The sequence below is a fragment of the uncultured Hymenobacter sp. genome (assembly GCF_964243305.1).
GTDB lineage: Bacteria > Bacteroidota > Bacteroidia > Cytophagales > Hymenobacteraceae > Hymenobacter.
In genome coordinates, this window is the sequence record NZ_CAXTEF010000009.1 from 93,890 (window position 1) to 111,897 (window position 18,008).

Sequence of the window (18,008 nt, forward strand, 5' to 3'; positions counted from 1 at the left end):
ATGACCCCCGCCCGCCCCGCCGATAAGCACTCGTTCCCTACCCCCCCTTCGCGGGTGGAAGAGGGGGTAGGGACCGGGACCGCCCGCCTCGCCATCCTGCTCTCCGGGCGCGGCTCCAACATGGTCGCGCTCGTGCAGGCTGCCCAGACCGGTGCCCTGCAAGGCCTCGCCGAAGTAGCCGTGGTGTTCAGCAACCGGCCCGACGCGCCGGGCTTGGCTACGGCCGCTGCCCTGGGCTGTGCCACGGCCAGCCTGCCCAGCCAGGGCCGGCCGCGTGCCGCCTTCGATGCCGAAGCCGCCGCCCTGCTTCAGCGCTACCAGCCCGATTATATCGTGCTGGCCGGCTACATGCGCATTCTCTCGCCGGCCTTTATTCAGCCGTTTGCAGGCTGCATCCTCAATATTCACCCCGCCGACACGCGGGCGCATCAGGGCCTGCACGCCTACGAATGGGCATTTGATAACATGCTGCCGGAAACGAAAATCACGGTTCACCTGGTTGATGAGGGCCTTGACACCGGCCCCATTCTGGCCCAGCAAACCGTCGATTTGCGCGGTGCTGACTCGCTGGCGGAAGTCGAGCGCCGCGGCCTGGCCGTGGAGCACGAGCTGTACGCGCGGGCGTTGGCGGCATTAATTAAAAAGACAAAAGGCGGTCATGCTGAGCAACGCGAAGCATCTCGCCCGCTGACTAATTCAGACATCTGAACGATTGGATTACCTCTTCTGGCGAGATGCTTCGCGTTGCTCAGCATGACGTTTCCTTGTAGCTTTTAACCCGCAATCATATGTGTGGAATTGTAGGATTTTTCGGCCCCGATGACGTCGTGCACGACATCGTGTTTGGCCTCACCGCCCTTCAGCACCGCGGGCAGGACGCGGCCGGCATCGCCACGTTCGATACCAACTTTCACTTGCACAAAGGCCAGGGGCTGATTCCGGACGCCTTCAAGCCCAAGCACTTAAAGAAGCTGACCGGCAACATCGGCATCGGCCACGTGCGCTACACCACGCAGGGCTCCAACGAGATTGACCTGGCCCAGCCCTTCACCACGAGCTACCCGTTCGGGCTGGCGATGGTGCACAACGGCAACGTCATCAACTTCCGGCAGGTCGCCACCCGCTTGCACGACAAGTACCACGTGCTGCCCAAAACCAGCAACGACCTGGAACTGATTATGTACACCTTCGCCTCGGAGCTGCGCATCAAAGACCTCGACCACCTCTCGGTGGTCGATATTTTCGATGCCGTCGAGACCACGCAGGAGCTGGTCAAGGGCGCCTACGCCACCATCACCATGATTGCCGGCCACGGCCTATTGGCCTTCAACGACCCGCTCGGCATCCGGCCGCTCGTGCTGGGCCGCCGCGACACCCCGGCCGGGCCCATCTACGCCTTTGCCTCCGAGAGCACCTGCTTCGACTACCTGGGCTTCGAGTTTATCAAGAATATCGGGCCGGGACAGGCCGTTTTTATTGATAAAAACTTCGAGGTTCATTACAAAAATAAGTACGCCGCGCCGAAGAATTTCTGCGTGTTCGAGTACATCTACTTCGCCCGCGAAGACTCGACCATCCACGGGCGGCTGGTAGCACGCGAGCGGGTGCGGCTCGGCAAGCTGCTGGCCCGCAAGGTGATAGACGCCGGCATCCGGCCCGACATGGTGATTGATGTGCCCTCGTCGGGCTACTTCGCCGCCTCCGGGCTAGCCGAGGCGATGGGCGTGCCCTACCGGCGCGGTTTGGTCAAAAACAACCACATGGGCCGCTCATTCATCGTCAGCTCGCAGGCCGGGCGCGAGGATATCGTGAAGAAGAAGCTCAACCCGATTCGGGCGTTTGTCGAGGGCAAGAAGATTGCCGTCGTGGATGACAGCATCGTGCGCGGCACCACCTCGCGGCGCATCGTGAGCATCCTGCGCGAGGCCGGCGCGGCCGAGGTATACTTCATTTCCAGCGCCCCGCCCATCGTCTCGCCCTGCATCTACGGCATTGATATGGCCATGAGCACCGAGCTGATTGCGGCCAACTACACGGAGGACGAAATCTGCCAGTTCATTGGCGCCGACCGGGTTATATACCAGGATTTAAGTGACTTGGAGGAGCTGTTTGCTGAGGATAAGGGCCACGGCGGCGGCTGCTTCGCCTGCTTCTCGGGCAAGTATCCCACGGGCGATGTGAGCAAATACCTGCGCCACGTGCAGGAAGAGCGCCTGAGCCAGCGCCACGAGAAGAAGCGGGATAAAATCCCGTCGGTCAGCCCCAAGGCCCCCGCGCCGACCGAGCATTGACAATGGAACGACCAACTCCCCTCCTTTTTTAAGGAGGGGACGTTTTCACGAAGTGAAAACTGGGGTGGTGCCCGTCATTGAACGAAGCTGGAACGAAAGTTCACCATTCCCTACCCCCCTCTTTTTCCTGGAAGTCGTTCGAGCACACTGTTCAACGACGCGCACCACCCCAGTCCAGGCTGCGCCTGAACGTCCCCTCCTTGAAAAAGGAGGGGAGCTTTGACCGTCTACCCTTCATGACCAGCAGCCCTACCCCCCCCGCAACCTCCAACGCCGGCTACTCCATCGCCGACGGCAACGCCGCCTCCCGCAACGCCTACGGCTGGGCTAAGAAAACCTTCCCCAACCGCGCCGGCCGGCCCGGCGAACCGGCCCAGGACCTCGACGGTGGTTTCTCGAATGAAATCCGTTTCGGCCAGGAGCGGCTTGGCATCAGCTCCGACGGCATCGGCACCAAGATAGAAGTCGCCGAGCGCCTGAACCGCTACGATACACTCGGCTACGACCTCATCGCCATGACCGCTGACGACCTCATCGCCGCCGGCTTCGTGCCCACCAATCTGTCGAATATTATCGACGTGAACTCGCTGAATTACAGCGTGGTGGATGAGCTGATGCGCGGCTTGCACGACGCGGCCAACTTCGCCGGGCTCGCCATCACGGGCGGCGAAATCGCCGAGCTGGGCAACCGTATTGGCGGCTGGCCGGGCGCCCGCATGAATTTCAACTGGTGCTCAACCGCCATCGGCGTGCTGCACCCAAGCCTGGAAAGGCCGCTGAGCGGCGTGGGCGTGCGGGCCGGCATGGCCGTGGTGGCGCTGCGCTCGCCGAGCTTCCGCAGCAACGGCTTTTCGCTGGCCCGGCGCACGCTCATTAATCTGTTTGGCGAAAACTGGCACGAGGCGACGTATGACGGCCCAGACGCCGCCAACTTTTCAACCTGGGGCGACGCGATGCTGGCGCCTTCGCTCATCTACTCGCCTGGAATATCCGCCCTGCTCGATGCCGGTCTACCGCTGCACGGCATCGCCCACATCACCGGCGGCGGCGTGGCCGATAACTTCCAGCGCGTGCTGAAAGGGGGGGTAGGGGCCGTGCTGGACAATCTTTTTTCGCCCCTGCCGGCCATGCAGCGCCTCTGCGAGCTGGGTGGCATCTCGGCCGAAGACGCCTACCTGTACTGGAACATGGGCAACGGAATGCTGCTCGTCACGGAAGAAGCGTCGGCGGCGGCCGTGGTCGCGCAGCTGCAAGCCGGCGGCTACGACGCGCAGGTGGCCGGCCGCATCACGGCTGATCCGGGCGTGACGCTGCGCGTGGGTGCGGGTGAGCTGCGTTATTCCTAATGCTATGAACTGCCTGCTCAGCTTTTTCTTGAGTCTCATTCTGCTATCGCCCATTCAAGCTAATGGTCCTGAGTCACTTTCAGCAGAATCCCGATTAGTGCAAGAAGCTTATTTAGCTTATACGGCCAAGCCGCTTTCGGAGAAGACCCAGCTTAACTTTCTTCGGGCCTTTCCGAAATCAGGCGTGGCTTTCCGGCGCATTTTCGATGAGCCGAACTTCGGGCAATTATATGAAACAAGTATAAATTATATTTCGTCTTTAGAAAAGCTCAGCAATAGATACCCAAAGCAAGTGCTTCGGTTAGAAATTACGCTTGGTAAAAATCTGGTTTGGAGTGCCGATGCTATCAATCATTTGCAGCGTATAACGCTTACGATGGCAATAGTGCAACCACGACTTTTCGCTGTCGAAGCGGCAAAACTCACGCCGACCGAACAGCAAAAGCTATCCGAATTCTTGACGGGAGGTGCAGAACGAGAAGACTTGTCATGCTCCCAATTGGTGAAAGAGCTTACGAAAATCGGGTCCGTGAACTTAGCCAAGCAACTACGCCAAGCTCAGATTCGGCAAATGCGACAGCCAGAATAAAATCATTCACGCCGCTATCGGCTCGATGTCAAACCCGGCTTGGAGCACGGCTTTCATCACCTGCTCTGGGATGGGATTTTCGCCCTCCACGGTCAGGATTTTGGCCGGGTCGGCGGTGTCGACCTGCCACTGGGCTACGCTGGGCTCGGCGTTGAGGAAGGGCGTGACGGCGCGCAGGCAGTTGCCGCAGTTGATGCTGGTTTTGAATTGCAGGGATTTCATGAGAAAAAGTAAGACCTGGTCAGTGACTTCGTTTTAAACGGAAGAGCGGTAGCAAAAGTCGCCGTTGCCGCCGCGGGAGCCACATAGGTTCAGGGTTTGCAGCGTGCAAAATCGTGTGGTCCCTACCCCCCTTACAACGGCCGCGCCCGCTTCTCCAGTATCAGATTCGTGCGGAACGTGTGCAGCGATTCTTCCAGCCCGACCGGATACACGTGCGGATTTAGGAAGCGGCGGATGCTGGGGTCGAGGCTTTGCACTTCGCGCTGCGCGTGGGCGCGGCTGTCGGCTAGGGCCGGCAGCTCAGCCACCAGCTTGCCTCGGCGGAAGACGGGTTGTAGCAGCTCCCGAAACGCCATTTCGGGCCGTATCAGGCGGCGGCGGGTAGCATCGAGCGGGTCGATTATCGTGGGGGAGGGGGGTAGGGAATCGGGGGCGGCGGTGTTGTAGAGCAGGTCGGCGCGGGGCTCGCCTTTGTCGGTTTGGTAGCGTCGCACTTGCAGGATGCCGGGAATGCTGGTTTTGGCCAGCTGCTCACTCATTTTGATGGTGAAATCCCAACCCGAGTCGTCGGCTTTGCGCAGGGCGGCCAGCTTGTAGACGCCGCCGAGCGCGGGCTGGTCGTGGGCCGTGACGAGCTTGGTGCCCACGCCCCAGGTGTCGATGCGGGCGCCCTGCTGCTTGAGGCTCAGAATCAGATTTTCGTCTAAGTCATTGGAGGCCACGATGCGCGTCGCGGGGAAGCCGGCCTCATCGAGCAGGGCCCGCGCTTCGCGGCTCAGGTAAGCCAAATCGCCGGAATCGAGGCGGATGCCGCCCAGCTCGTGGCCGCGGGCGCGCAGCTCGCGGGCCACCTTAATGGCCTGGCGCACGCCTTCGAGCGTGTCGTAGGTATCGACCAGAAACACCGAATCGTCGGGAAACGCGTCGGCGTAGGCTGAGAAGGCGGCGTACTCATCCGGGAAGCTCATCACCCAGGAGTGGGCGTGGGTGCCTTTTACGGGAATGCCGAAGCGCTGCCCGGCCAGCACATTGCTGGTGGCGTCGGCCCCGCCGAGGTAGGCGGCGCGGCTGGCGCTCAGGCCGCCGTCGAGCCCCTGAGCGCGGCGTAGGCCGAATTCTAGTACCTGGTCGGTGCCGGCCGCCTCGCGGATGCGGGCCGCTTTGGTGGTGATGAGGGTGTGAAAGTTGACCAGCGTGAGCAGCGCCGTTTCGAGCAGCTGCACCTGCAAGAGCGGCCCCTGAATGCGCAGCAGCGGCTCGTTGGCAAACACGACGGTGCCTTCGGCAATGGCCTCGACATCGCAGCTGAAGGCCAGTGTGCGCAGATACTCCAGAAACGCGGGCTCGAACAAGGCCGCGCCCTGGCTGCCGCGCAGGCTGCCCAGGTAGGTAATATCGTCTTCGGCAAAGCGCAGGTGCTGAAGCCAATCCACGGCGTAGGTCAGGCCGGCGCACACGGCGTAGCCGCCGCCGAACGGCGGCCGGCGAAAATAAAGGTGAAACACGGCCTCGCGGTCCTGCATCCCCTGCTTCCAGTAGCCGTAGGCCATCGTGAGCTGATACAAGTCGGTGGCCAGACTGAGCGAGGGCGCGTAGAGGCTGGAGAGGGGGGTAGGAGACACGAGTGATTAGCCTGAAATAGTAGCTTGAAATGAAAGGCCAAAGAACGTCATGCTTCCGCTCTCCCCGCTTGGCGAAGCAGCTTGGTGGCCGGGTGGTAATGCAGTCGGCCGATTTCCTACCCCCCTGCCTGGCGCCAAGGTGCTTCGCTTCTGCTGGCGCTGGACTGGCCTTTAGCTTGCCGCGCCGTAGGCGCCGCATGACGTTCTTTGAAACCTTGATTCTGCTTTAGCCCGCGCCGCTATGTCCGTCACTATGGTGCCCATCACGCCGCTGCGGCGCTTCATTTACTGGCTGGGCCGCCTGCCCGCGCTGGGGCGGCTGGCCATCTGCGTGAGCCTGGGGGTGGCGGCGTCGTTTGTGCCCACGCCCGGCCTGGACTTGCTGAGCCGGGTGGCGGCGGCCTGGGATGCGTTTGCCTGGTCGCTGCTGCTTTTGTCCTGGGCGGCCATCACCACGGCCGACACCGGCCGCATCCGCGACGTGGCCACGTCGGAAGACCCCGGCCGCCTCATTCTGTTTGGCGTTGTGCTGGTGGGCATTGTCGCCAGTCTGCTGGCCGTGGTGGTGCTGCTGGGTACCATGCACTCGCTGGGCCGGTCCGCCTTTGTCGCCCAGGTAAGCCTGGCCATCGGGGCGGTGGCTGGCGCCTGGCTGCTGCTGCACACCAGCTTCACGCTGCGCTACGCCCACCTCTACTACGACCCCGACGTGGATGGCGGCGAGGGCGGTCTGCAATTTCCCGGCGAGCCCAATTTTGAGCCCGACTACCTTGATTTCGCTTACTTCGCCTTCACCATCGGCATGGCCGCTCAGACCGCCGATGTAGCCATTGCCGGCCGCACCCTGCGCCAGCTGACGCTGCTGCATTCGGTGCTCTCGTTCAGCTTCAACACGGCCCTGGTGGCCATGAGCATCAGCGCGCTGGGCGGGGCACTTTGAAAAAGAGTTAGGAGTTATAAAGTATGAGTTATGAGTTGGAATCTGCTGGTTTTCAGCTCATAACTCATACTTTATAGCTCCTAACTCTATTTAATAAGCCTCCAGTCCAGGGCGAGCTTGATGAGGGCGGCGGTGTTTCTCGCCTGGGTTTTGGTGATGATGTTCTGGCGGTGGGTTTCGATGGTGCGCTTGCTGGTGAAGAGCTTATCGGCAATCTCCTGGTTCGTGAAACCTTCGGCAATCAGGCGCAGCACCTCCAGCTCGCGGCCGGTCAGCTCGACGCCGGGGGGTAGGGTCGGGGCATTTTTCTCGGGTTGCAGGGGGCTGCTGGTGAGCTTGTAGAGCAGGTTGAACCCAATTTCGGAGCACAGAAACCGCTGTCCTGTGGCCACCATCCGAATGGCAAAGGCGATTTCGGCGATGGACGAGTTTTTAAGGATATAGCCCGCTGCCCCCGCATCCAGCATCCGGGCAACGTAGTTCTCGTGGTCCAACATGCTGAGCACCAGCACCCGCAATGCCGGATAGCGCTGGCGCAGCTCCTGCATGGTGGCGTAGCCGTCGAGCACGGGCATGTTCACGTCCATCAGCACGACATCGGCGGGTGTGGTTTCGAGCAGGGTTAGCAGCTCGGCGCCGTTGCCGGCCTCGCCAGCAATGAGTAGGTCCTCCTCCGCCGAAAGCAGCGCCCGGATGCCGTCGCGGATAATGGCGTGGTCATCGGCAAGCAGGAGACGCGTCATAACTCAAGAAACTGAAATAGCAAATATAACCGACCCCAAGCAGCGGCGGCGCTACGCCAAGGTACGTGCCAAACCCCAGGAGCGAAGGAATGATTTTGCTGGCGAACGACAGGTAGTGCGGGCCGGGTCTCATCCGGCCTAGGCCGCGCGCCGAGACTACGCCGCGCGCTTCAGGCCGATGATACCAATCAGCACCAGCCCGATATACAGCACGTGCGAAAGCGAAAATGGCTCCTTGAGCACCAGCGTATCGACGAGCTTGATGCCGACCAGGGCCATGCCCATCCAGATGGCAAACGCTGTGGCGGCCGGAATCTGGGCCAGCGCTTTGGAGAAGAAGATGACGTTGCCCACGCCGAAGGCCACGTAGCCGATGGCCGGCAGCAGGGCCCACCAGCCCGCCGGCTCGGTGAACAGGCGCGGCCAGCCCAGCTCGCGCAGCCGCGCGATGCTGGTGTATTTGAGGCTGTAGTTCCAGCAAACTTCCATCACGGAAGCCAGCAGCAAGTAAATCCAGGCAGAGTTAGGCGTGTTCAACGGGCGGCGGCTACGGTTTCGGCTTCGAGGGCGGGTAGGGAAGTAGCCGGCGCGGGCGCGGGCGCCGCTATGGCGCCCCCGGCGGCCGGTTGGTCGGGCCGGGCACTCGGCGGCGCGACCAGCGAGATGGTGGGGGCGGCCGGCACGTCCCAGCCCTTCAGCTCAGCCAGGGCCGGCACCCGCTCGCTCAGCCAGTTGAGCACGGCCGGTCGGGCCGCGGCATATTGCCGAAGCAGCGGCCGGCCCAAGAGCTGCTTTTCGTCGAGCCGGCGCACCGAGAACACGTGCTGCAAGAAGTAGTCTTTGGGGAAATCGTAGTAGAGGCCCCACTTCTCGGGCTTGCGGTCGGCGGGCTTGTACGCGGTGCCGAATAGCCAGTCCCAGAAGGCAAATTTGGTCGAGAAGTTGGCGTAGTACACCTCCTCGTGGTCGGCGTGGTGCCAGAGGTGCATTTCCGGGCCGTTGATGACGTACTGCAATTTGCCCGATTTCACGTCAATATTGGCGTGGATGTACATGCCCCACACGGCGTCAATCAGGGCCTTGATGGGCACGACCAGCGGGTTGGCGCCGAGCAGAATGATGGGCGCAAACTCGATGGTCTGGTTTATCAGAATCTCGACCGCGTGGGAGCGGGAGCCGGCCAGCCAGTCCACCTGCTTGCCCGAATGGTGCGCCTCGTGGGTGCGCCAGAGCAGCTTGCTGTTGTGCTGCAAGCGGTGAAACCAGTAGATGTAGAAGTCGTGGGTAATCAGGAAAAACAACACCTGCCCCCACACCGGCCAATCCGACAAAAATGAGTTGTGCAGCCAGCCAAAGCGCTTGTCGAGCGGCTGAATAATGAAGTCGAAAATCAGAATCTTCAGCAGAAAGCTCTGGAAGAAGGTGTACCAAATCAGGTCCACCCACAGCCCTTCGCGGAAAAACGGCAGGCCCTTGCGGTACGGAAACCGGCGCTCCAGCGCCAGCAGCACAACCACGGCCGTGAGCAGCAGGGCGGTGGTGATGAGTTCGACTTTGGGCATAATGGAGGGGGTAGGGAAATGAAGCGCCGGGCGGCAGACAAGCTCCCCTCCTTGAAAAAGGAGGGGATGTTTCGGCGAAGCCGAAACGGGGGTGGTGCGCGTCGTTGAACGAGACCCGGACGCTCAGCGGCCGAGCAAGCCTAGCGGACTAGTTGCCAAAAAACCGGCTGGCCGCGAAAACGTTCAGCCGGCTTGTTTTGGAGTAATTGCGCGGGTTTCGTTCCGCGATGCGCACCACCCCAGCGGCCGCTTCGCAGCCGCGTCCCCTCCTTAAAAAAGGAGGAGAGTTGTCGCCCTCCCGAATTCCCTACCCCCTGCTGGCTAGCCGGCCGTGACTTCGCGGCGCAGGCGGCGCAGGGGCTCGCGCTCGCTCTCATACACCACTTTCACGCCGTCGCCCAGGGCCAGCTCGGTGTCGCGGATGTCGCGCACGAGCTTCATCATGCCGCCGGGCTCGACGCTCGCGGCGTGGTCGGAGCCCCACATGGCGCGGTCGAGGGTGAAGTGGCGCTCCACGAACGTAGCGCCCAAGGCCACGGCCGTCACGGTGGAGGCCAGGCCGGTTTCGTGGCCCGAATAGCCAATGGGCGTGCCGGGAAACTGCCGGATGAGGGTCGGAATCATGCGCAGGTTCAGCTCCTGCGGCGGGCAGGGGTAGGCCGATGTGGAGTGGGCAATCAGCAGCTTATCAAGCCCTACGTAGCGCACGGCGTCCTCAATCTCGTGGCTCGTGCTCATGCCCGTGCTCAGCATCAGCGGGCGGCCGGTGGCGCGCACGCGGTCGAGCAGGGGCTTGTCGGTGAGCGAGGCCGAGGCCATCTTATACAGCACGGGGCTGAACTGCTCCATAAAATCGACCGAGGGCTCGTCCCAGCACGAGGCAAACCAGTCGATGCCCCTGGCCCGGCAGTAGTCGTCAATAAGCGTGTATTCTTCGAGCCCAAACTCGGTTTTGCGCTTGTAGTCGATGTAGCTCATCGTGCCCCAGGGCGTTTCGCGCTGCTTTTCCCACTGGTCTTTGGGCACGCACAGCTCGGGGGTGCGCTTTTGGAATTTCACCGCGTCGCAGCCCGCCAGCACGGCCGCGTCAATCAACTGCCGGGCAATGTCCACGGAGCCGTTGTGGTTGATGCCGATTTCGGCGATGATGTAGGTCGGCTGACCGGGGCCGATGGCGCGGTTCTTCTTGATTTGAACGATGCTCATATGTTCTTTTCCGTCATCCTGAGCTTGCGAACCGAAGGAAGGCGTAAGCCAAGGACCTTGTCACGTTCGCGCCGCAGGGGTTAAGTGAAGTACTGACAAACGCCGCCGCAATAAGCGGCATTGCCTCTCAGTATGACAATATTACTGTTTACTTGCAATAATCAGCTCCGCCAGCTCCCGAAACGCGCCCTGCCCGCCGTAGGCCGCGCACTGATAATCGGCCACCGCGCGGGCAAAAGAGGTAGCGTCGCCGGGGCAGGCTGCCAGGCCCACGAGCTGCAACACGGCTACGTCATTCGTGTCATCGCCAATAAAAGCTACATCTTCGGCCTGCAAGCCGGTTTTAGCCAGAATCTCGGCCAGGCGCGCGGGCTTGTCCTTCACGCCCAAATGCAGCTCCGTGATGCGCAGCTTCTCGGCCCGCTTCGCTACTGAGGGTGATAACTCACCAGTCACGATGCCGGTCTCGACGCCCACCTGCCGCAGCCGCTCCACCCCCATGCCGTCGCGGATGTTGAAGCGCTTGAAGACTTCGCCGCTCTCGCCGTAATACACGCCGCCGTCGGTGAGCACGCCGTCCACGTCGGTCAGGACGAGCTGGATGCGGCGGGCTTTGGCGTTCAGGTCGGCTTGGGTCATGGGGAGGGGGTAGGGAAATGGAATGCCGGGTAACTACTCATCTCAAGGCTTGTTCAGCTAAGACGCGTGCCGCGGAAAATTATTGCTGGCTAGATGGCCGTCCAGCCACCGTCCACCACCAGGTTGGCGCCGGTCATGTAGGCCGAGGCGTCGGAGGCCAGAAACACCACGGCGCCCTGGTAGTCCGTGGATTGCGCCATGCGCCCCAGCGGCGTCTTGGCGCTGTACTGCTGCACGAAAAACGCATCCTGCGAATTCTCTACCCCCCCCGGCGAAAGCGTATTAACCCGCACGCCCTTGCTGCCCCAATAAGCGGCGAGGTAGCGCGTGAAATTCACGACCGCCCCCTTGGTTACGGGGTAGGAGGGCGACTTATAAAATGTCTGCTCGCCGGCCTCGTTTTTATAGATGGTCTGGTCGGGGCCCACCAGGCCATAGGTGCTGGCTATGTTGATAATCGAGCCGTGCCCTTGCGCGGCCATCGGCGTGCCGAACACCTGCGCGGCCAGAAATACGCCCGTTACGTTCACCTCCAGCACCTGCTGAAACGTGCTGAGCGGGAAGTTTTCAAACTTACTCAAATCAGCCGCCAGCGTCGGATTCTCGAACATGTCGTTGATGGCGGCATTGTTTACCAGCACGTCGATGTGCCCGAAGCGCGCTAGAATCTGGTCGCGGGCGGCGGCTAAGGATTCCGGGCTGGTTACGTCCAGCGCCAGGGCCAGGTGCTGGTCGGCGCCACCGGGCAGCTGGTCCGCCAGCGTCTGGCAAGCGGCCAAATCGCGGTCGGCCAGCACGACGTTGGCGCCGGCCAGGGCCAGGGCCTCGCAGTGGCGCCGCCCGATGAGGCCGTGGGCGCCGGTGACGATGGCGGTTTTGTGGGTGAGGTCGAAAAGGGTCATTTGCGGTCGTTCAACGGGCAACCTCACCCCTAGCCCCTCTCCAAAAGAGAGGGGGACTAGTTTCTAGCTTTAGCTTTTAAGCTAGTGGGAACCGGATAGCAGTAGGAGATAGCAGTAGGAGGAAGATGGCTAACTTAAAACTAGAAACCAGTTCCCCTCTCTTTTGGAGAGGGGCTAGGGGTGAGGTTGGCGTTGGGCGGCTACTTTTTCACCGGCGCCGCGTTCGTCACCTTCCGAAACACAGCTTCTACCGGCTCGCCCAGCAGGCGCGCGGCCACGTCGCCGGCCGCGATGGCTTCTTTGAGCAGGGGTAGGACTTCGCCGTACATGGCCAGCGTGTGGGCCACATCCTCATCGGAGTGCGAGAAGCACATGTTGTGGAAGCCGCCCCACAGAACGCCGCGCTTGAACAGCTCCTGCTGCACGAACGCCTTAATCTCCAGCGGATTGCCGGCGCTGGCGTCGAAGGTGACGATGGTGCGGCAGTCGTAGCCGTAGCACTTGGTGTACTGGCTCAGGCCCAGTTCGGCGGCCAGGGCGTTATAGCCATCCTTGAGCTTGCGGCCCTGCTCGGCGAGGCGGGCGGGCACGTTCTTTTCGCGCATCTCGGCGATGGTCGCTATTGCGGCGGCCATGCTCAGGGCCTCGCCGCCGAACGTGGTGAAGAAAAACACGTCCTGCTCGAAAAGCCGCATCACGTCTTGGCGGCCGGTGAGCAGGGCGATAGGCATTCCGTTGGCAAAGGCCTTGGAGTAGACCGCTAAATCGGGCGTGATGCCGAAATACTCCTGCGCCCCGCCCACGGCGATGCGGAAGCCGGTCCACATCTCATCGAAAATCAGCAGCGTGCCGTTCTCTTTGCACAAACGGGCCACTTCATGCAGGAAGTCATCTTTGGGCGCGTCGAAGATGAAAGGCTCCAGAATCAGGCAGGCCACGTCCTCATCGAGCAAGGCCTTCACCGAATCCAGGTTATTATATTCAAAAGCTATTGTCAAATCCTTGATTTCCGGCGGGATACCCTTGTCGCGGCTGGTCGTGCCGATGTACCAGTCGTGCCAGCCGTGGTAGCCGCAGCACAGCACCTTGCTGCGCCCGGTGAAGGCGCGGGCCACGCGCACGGCCGCTGAGCACACGTCGGCGCCGGTTTTGCTGATGCGGATGCTCTCGGCGTTGGGGATAATCTCGTGAATCAGTTCCGCCAGCTGCACTTCCAACTCGTGCATCATCGAAAACGTGATGCCGTCGGCCAGCTGCGCCCGGATGGCCTCATCGACCCGCTCGTAGGCGTAGCCCAGCGAGATAGGGCCGATACCCATTTGATAGTCAATAAACTCGTTGCCATCCACGTCGAAGATGTGGGCGCCCTTGCCGCGCTTCACGTACTTCGGGCTCACGCCCTTGGTGTACTGGCCGGGGCCTTTGGCCAAGGTCTGCGTCACGGGATGCATGATTTTGACCGCGCGGGCGTAGAGGGCATCCGACTGGCTGATGTCGGGGTAGTTTTCGTTGGGGGCGATGGAATTGGGCATTTTCTACGTCATCCTGAGCACAGCGAAGGACCTTATCACGCCCGCGCCGTTTGAGTTAATACTACTGACGAAAGCAGCCGTGATAAGATGCTTCCTTCGTCAGCATGACAGCCGATTTGTTGCTCTTTGTTACTCCGCGAACTGATTCTCAATCACCGCCGGGCCGGCCGCAATGCTCGCGCCGCCCTCGCCGAGCGCCGCCGCGATGCGCCGCGCGATGTGCTGCCCGGTGAAGCCTTCGTGCTCCAGCACCTCGCTCAGCCGGCCGGGGCGGTACCACTTCTCCTCCAACGCCAGGGGTAGGACGCGGGCCGTAAGCTGGTTTTTGAGCAGGATTTCGGCCAGGATGGAATACAGCCCGCCGGTCAGGAAATGGTCTTCCACGGTTACCAGCAAGGAGCCGCCGCGGGCCACGCGTAGCAGCGCGGTTTCATCGATGGGCTTGAGACTGCGCAGGTTAATCAGCCCCACGGATTTGCCCTGAGCTGCCAGCAGCTCGCGGGCGACCAGAGTCTGCTCGAACAGCATTCCATAAGTCAGGATGGTTACGTCGTCGCCCTCCGCCACGATTTCGGCCCGGCCAATCTCGAAGGCTTCGTGGGCGTAAGTGCCGGGCCGGGTATTGACGCGCACATAGGCTGGCTGGGGCGAAGCCCAGATAGCGGGCAGCATGGCCAGCATGTCGGCCTCGTCGGCGGGAGCAAAGACCGTCATGCCCGGAATGCCGCGCATCAGGCTCACATCCTCGATGGCCTGGTGGGTGGGGCCGTTGCCATCGGAGAGGAAGCCGGGCACGAACGAGCTGATTTTCACTGGCAAGCCCGAAATGCCCACGTCGGTGCGAATGAACTCAAACGCCCGCAAGGTCAGGAAAGTAGCCAGCGCGTGCACCACCGGGATGCGCCCACGCAAAGCCAAGCCAGCCGCCGCCCCAATCATGGTTTGCTCCGTGATGCCCGTGTCGATGAAGCGCGGGCCCAGCACCGGCGGCAGGTTGCGGATGAGGGCGCGGTTTTCGGCCGTCATCACCACCAGGCGCTCGTCGGCGAGGGCGGTTTGCTTGATTAAATCCTCATAGTTCATGCTTCTATGTCATCCTGAGCAACGCGAAGGACCTTATCACCGCCGCGCCGCATGGTTACTAATTCTGACAAAAGCAGCGGTGATAAGATGCTTCCTTCGTCAGCATGACAAACAGTTTTACTACCTGACCGTCAGCGTCTCACTGGTCAGTTCCGTGGCGACCTGGCTGTGCAGCTCTTTGAGCAAATCCTGCACCTCGTCGGCCGAGAAGTTGCAGAACCAGCGGTCGGCGCGGGCCTCGATGCTGGGCAAGCCCCTGCCCCGCACCGTGTCGCAGATGATGACCGAGGGCTTGGTATCGGAGAAGGGCAGGGCCGCGAAGGCTTCTTCGAGCTGCGCGAAGTCGTGGCCGTCGATGCGGCGCACCACGGCCCCGAAGGCCTCGAACTTGGGCACCAGCGGCTCCAACGGCAGCAAGTCCTCGGTGGCCACATTGGCCTGGAACTGGTTACGGTCCACGACCAAAGTCAGGTTATTGACTTTCAGGGAAGAAGCCACCAGCAGCGCTTCCCAGCAGGTGCCCTCGTTCAGCTCGCCGTCGCCGGTGATGCAGATGACGCGCTGGGTTTGGCCGCGTAGCTTGGCATCCATTGCCACGCCCAGCGCCACGCTGGGCAGGTGGCCCAGCGAGCCGGAATGAAACTCGACGCCCGGCACGGCCCGGTTGGGGTGCCAGTAGATGTGGTCTTTGGTGCTCAGGTGGTTCGCCAGCCGCTCTTTGGGCATGAAGCCCAGCTCGACGAAGGTGCCGTAGAGCGCCGGCACGTCGTGGCCCTTGCTCAGGAACAGGTAGTCGCGCGCCGGGTCCGTGAGGTTGTCGGGCCGCACGTTCAGAAAGTCGGCGTAGAGATAAACGAGCAAATCGGCGCAGCTCAGCGAGGCGCCGGTGAAGCAGCCGCCGTCGGTGCTGAGGCGGATGATGTGCTCGCGCACGCGCAGGGCCAGGGCTTCGAGGTGTTGTTTTTTATCGGAAGTCATAAGCTGTTTTCGATAATCCCTACCCCCCTCTGGTCTGTCATCCGGGGAATGCTCAGGATGACAGACAGGAGGGGGGTAGGGATTATAAGGTTTTGGTCTGGCGCTTATCCACGGTTTTCAGCTCGTCCAAATGGTTGCGGTACCAGTTTACGCCCGCATACTGCGCGTTGAGGGCGTAAAGGTCGGGCCGCTGGGTTAATAAGTCGAGAATGTCAGCCAGGCCAAACGCTGGGTTGGCCGGAAAAAGCGCTTCGTAAATGGCCCTGATAAACTCGTAATCAGCCGGATAGTCAATCGTGAAGCGGTGCGACATGGAATAGTCGAGCCCAGTTTGCCAGGCGACGTTGGCGAGGCGGAAGCGGCCGGAGTTTTCCCAAAAAAAAGGCGTGGTGTGCTCCCGCTCCAGCGGGCGCTGCGCCTCGCGCCAGGCCGTTTCGAGCGCCGCCAAGGACATGACCTCCACGTCGTTGCCATCGGGGTAGGTGGCCGGGTGCAGGTTGCTCACGAAGTCAAACTGCCCCTCAGTTTCCAGGTAAAAGCCCAGCACCCGGTCAATCACGGCCGGGTCAATCAGCGGGCAGTCCGACGGAATTTTTACTACCCCCCCCGTTTCGCCGAAGTGCCGGGCGGCCTGGTAATGACGGTCAAGCAAATCCTGAGAGCTGCCGCGAAAACACGGAATCTGGTGCTGCTCGCAAAGGTCAGCCAGGGCATCGTCGCTGCGTTCCTGAGTGGTGATGACGGCCACCTGACCCACCAGCCTGGCCCGGCGCACCCGCTCGACCTGCCGCACGAGCAGCGGCTGGCCGCAAAGGGCCAGGCGTACTTTGTCGGGGAGGCGCGAAGAGCCGCGGCGCGCTTGAATGAGGGTGAGCATGGCAGGGGGGGTAGGGGCGGGGCTTGTCCCCGCCCGGCATTGAGCGGTGGGAATTAGCGGCGTTGCTTCCCGGTCAGCGGCGCGGCCGATTGGGCGGGGGCCAGCCCCGCCCCTACGTCTTTATACTGCTTCAGAAATGCTGGGCCGGAACCTTCAAACTGTACAAACTTCCGGCATAAATCGGCGATGCGGCGGGCGGCGGTGCCACCGTTCTGCCAGGGCGCTTTCTGCTTCAGGTCCTCGATGTCGAAGTAGGAATGCGCCGGAATGCCCAGCGCCAGCGCCACGTAAACCACTGTCGAGTATTGCGTTATCAGCTCCACGGAGTTGGCAATTATCTCCTCGGTGTTGCCTTCGGTGTAGAGCAGCGTGCCCGGCGGGCAGTATTTTTTCGCCTCGGCCACGGCGCGGTCCATCTGCTCGTTGGGGTGAAACTTGACCAGCATGGGCCGGCCGGCCGCGATGCGGGTGGCCTCGCGGAAGAACTTTTGGCGGTTATCAGGGCGGTAGGTTTCACGCATGTCGGTCGTGGCCACCATCACGTAGCCGCGGTGCTCGAACGAGTTGTAGCGTAGCCGCTCCATATCGTCGAAGTTTGGGATGCCGGTCACGATGAGCTTGCCGGCGTCCACGCCAATTTCTCTGAAGTGCTCGGCATAGCCCTCGGAAGCCACGCAGTAGAGGTCGCAGCAGTTATTCATACCATTAAGCGAAGTGCCGATGGCCAGAATGGGGAAGCGGGTGAAGCGCTTCACCTGCCGGGCCCACCAGTGGAGCGGGTCCGTCATGCCTTCCTGAATGAAGACGGACTTGGTGGTAGCCAGCAGGTTCCAGGGCACGACGATGTCGGAGCAGCAGACGATCAGGTCGTACTTTTCCCGCAGCCGCCGGTTTTCAAAGTCGTTCTTGAGCCCGTGCTGTTGGAGGTAGGCATCGGCTTTTTGCTTGATGTGGCCCGATACGACCGTGCGCTCCAGGGCGCGGGCGCGGAGCATAAGCTTATAGAAGCCCCGCATCCAGCCGTCGTAGTAAATCTGGCTGAAGTACGGCTCGCACTCGTCCGCCAGCAGCCGCGCAATCTGGTGCATCTGCGTGGTCTGGTTGGGCGAGCCAATCAGAAACAGAACTTTCTTTTTGGGCATTCGGGCGGCGGCAGGGGGTAGGAAATTGCGCGCCGAAATTACAGCGTTGCCGCTCCCGCTTCATTGGTGGCCCCGGCGGGAATCGAACCCACATCTAAAGTTTAGGAAACCCTTATTCTATCCGTTGAACTACGGGGCCAGTCCGCAAAGGTAAAGTAGTTTTTGGGTCGGGATGAAATGCTGGCCCGCTGGTGAAAGCCGGCCCCAGCCGGAGGCTGACGGCGCTTATTACAACCAAGAGGGGGTAGGAAAACCGTAGTTTCCCTACCCCCTCTTGGCGCACCAGAGCCAGTGACCAGGCTATTCAAGCTGGCAGCCGGCGATAAGATACTGC

At 61.7% G+C, this 18,008-nt stretch carries 18 protein-coding genes and 1 tRNA gene; 5 read left to right on the plus strand and 14 right to left on the minus strand.

Annotation, left to right across the window (positions count from 1 at the left end; genetic code table 11):
• From purN to ACFE70_RS07975, 4 genes are all read left to right on the plus strand, one after another.
• Complete coding sequence (gene purN, locus ACFE70_RS07960) at positions 1–708, plus strand: phosphoribosylglycinamide formyltransferase (protein WP_375417200.1); 708 nt, start codon at positions 1–3, stop codon at positions 706–708.
• Positions 709–788: 80 nt separating this feature from the next.
• Positions 789–2,291 carry an amidophosphoribosyltransferase gene (gene purF / locus ACFE70_RS07965; RefSeq protein ID WP_375417201.1) on the plus strand — a complete coding sequence of 501 codons (1,503 nt, stop codon included), beginning with the start codon at positions 789–791 and terminating at the stop codon, positions 2,289–2,291.
• A gap of 236 nt (positions 2,292–2,527) precedes the next feature.
• Positions 2,528–3,637: an AIR synthase-related protein gene (locus tag ACFE70_RS07970; protein WP_375417202.1), complete on the plus strand. Its 1,110-nt coding sequence runs from the start codon at positions 2,528–2,530 to the stop codon at positions 3,635–3,637.
• Positions 3,638–3,641: 4 nt separating this feature from the next.
• Complete coding sequence (locus tag ACFE70_RS07975) at positions 3,642–4,226, plus strand: hypothetical protein (protein ID WP_375417203.1); 585 nt, start codon at positions 3,642–3,644, stop codon at positions 4,224–4,226.
• A gap of 6 nt (positions 4,227–4,232) precedes the next feature.
• On the opposite strand, the gene ACFE70_RS07980 is transcribed toward ACFE70_RS07975, so the two are convergent.
• Complete coding sequence (locus tag ACFE70_RS07980; protein ID WP_375417204.1) at positions 4,233–4,448, minus strand: heavy-metal-associated domain-containing protein; 216 nt, start codon at positions 4,446–4,448, stop codon at positions 4,233–4,235.
• Between the two features lie 131 nt (positions 4,449–4,579).
• Entirely contained in the window at positions 4,580–6,070 is a 1,491-nt protein-coding gene (locus tag ACFE70_RS07985) for a nicotinate phosphoribosyltransferase (protein ID WP_375417205.1), read from the minus strand.
• A gap of 241 nt (positions 6,071–6,311) precedes the next feature.
• Between ACFE70_RS07985 and ACFE70_RS07990 the strand changes: the two genes are divergently transcribed.
• Positions 6,312–7,010, plus strand: a complete 699-nt coding sequence (locus ACFE70_RS07990) for a DUF1345 domain-containing protein (protein ID WP_375417206.1) — start codon at positions 6,312–6,314, stop codon at positions 7,008–7,010.
• 86 nt (positions 7,011–7,096) lie between these two features.
• Here the strand turns inward: ACFE70_RS07990 and ACFE70_RS07995 are convergent, their stop codons facing one another.
• The 12 genes from ACFE70_RS07995 to ACFE70_RS08050 all read right to left on the minus strand — a co-directional run bounded on the left by ACFE70_RS07995 (position 7,097) and on the right by ACFE70_RS08050 (position 17,813).
• Positions 7,097–7,753 (minus strand): response regulator, encoded by a 657-nt coding sequence (locus ACFE70_RS07995; protein ID WP_375417207.1) that lies wholly within the window; start codon positions 7,751–7,753, stop codon positions 7,097–7,099.
• Between the two features lie 156 nt (positions 7,754–7,909).
• Positions 7,910–8,290 (minus strand): DMT family transporter, encoded by a 381-nt coding sequence (locus ACFE70_RS08000; protein ID WP_375417208.1) that lies wholly within the window; start codon positions 8,288–8,290, stop codon positions 7,910–7,912.
• Positions 8,287–9,315 (minus strand): sterol desaturase family protein, encoded by a 1,029-nt coding sequence (locus ACFE70_RS08005; RefSeq protein ID WP_375417209.1) that lies wholly within the window; start codon positions 9,313–9,315, stop codon positions 8,287–8,289. Before ACFE70_RS08005 ends, ACFE70_RS08000 begins: the two co-directional genes overlap by 4 nt.
• Positions 9,316–9,636: 321 nt before the next feature.
• Positions 9,637–10,521: an N-acetylneuraminate synthase family protein gene (locus ACFE70_RS08010; RefSeq protein WP_375417210.1), complete on the minus strand. Its 885-nt coding sequence runs from the start codon at positions 10,519–10,521 to the stop codon at positions 9,637–9,639.
• Between the two features lie 141 nt (positions 10,522–10,662).
• Entirely contained in the window at positions 10,663–11,160 is a 498-nt protein-coding gene (locus tag ACFE70_RS08015) for a KdsC family phosphatase (RefSeq protein ID WP_375417211.1), read from the minus strand.
• 89 nt (positions 11,161–11,249) lie between these two features.
• Positions 11,250–12,062, minus strand: coding sequence for an SDR family oxidoreductase (locus ACFE70_RS08020; protein ID WP_375417212.1), 813 nt, complete (start codon positions 12,060–12,062; stop codon positions 11,250–11,252).
• Between the two features lie 200 nt (positions 12,063–12,262).
• Positions 12,263–13,594: an aminotransferase class III-fold pyridoxal phosphate-dependent enzyme gene (locus ACFE70_RS08025; protein WP_375417213.1), complete on the minus strand. Its 1,332-nt coding sequence runs from the start codon at positions 13,592–13,594 to the stop codon at positions 12,263–12,265.
• A 129-nt stretch (positions 13,595–13,723) separates the two neighbouring features.
• Positions 13,724–14,677, minus strand: a complete 954-nt coding sequence (locus ACFE70_RS08030) for a transketolase family protein (RefSeq protein WP_375417214.1) — start codon at positions 14,675–14,677, stop codon at positions 13,724–13,726.
• A gap of 120 nt (positions 14,678–14,797) precedes the next feature.
• Positions 14,798–15,655: a transketolase gene (locus tag ACFE70_RS08035; protein ID WP_375417215.1), complete on the minus strand. Its 858-nt coding sequence runs from the start codon at positions 15,653–15,655 to the stop codon at positions 14,798–14,800.
• Positions 15,656–15,737: 82 nt separating this feature from the next.
• A complete protein-coding gene (locus tag ACFE70_RS08040; RefSeq protein ID WP_375417216.1) occupies positions 15,738–16,532 on the minus strand; it encodes a cytidylyltransferase domain-containing protein in 795 nt (264 codons plus the stop codon).
• Positions 16,533–16,585: 53 nt separating this feature from the next.
• Positions 16,586–17,674 (minus strand): hypothetical protein, encoded by a 1,089-nt coding sequence (locus tag ACFE70_RS08045; protein ID WP_375417217.1) that lies wholly within the window; start codon positions 17,672–17,674, stop codon positions 16,586–16,588.
• Positions 17,675–17,738: 64 nt separating this feature from the next.
• A tRNA-Arg gene (locus ACFE70_RS08050) sits at positions 17,739–17,813 on the minus strand.
• Between the last annotated feature and the right edge of the window lie 195 nt (positions 17,814–18,008).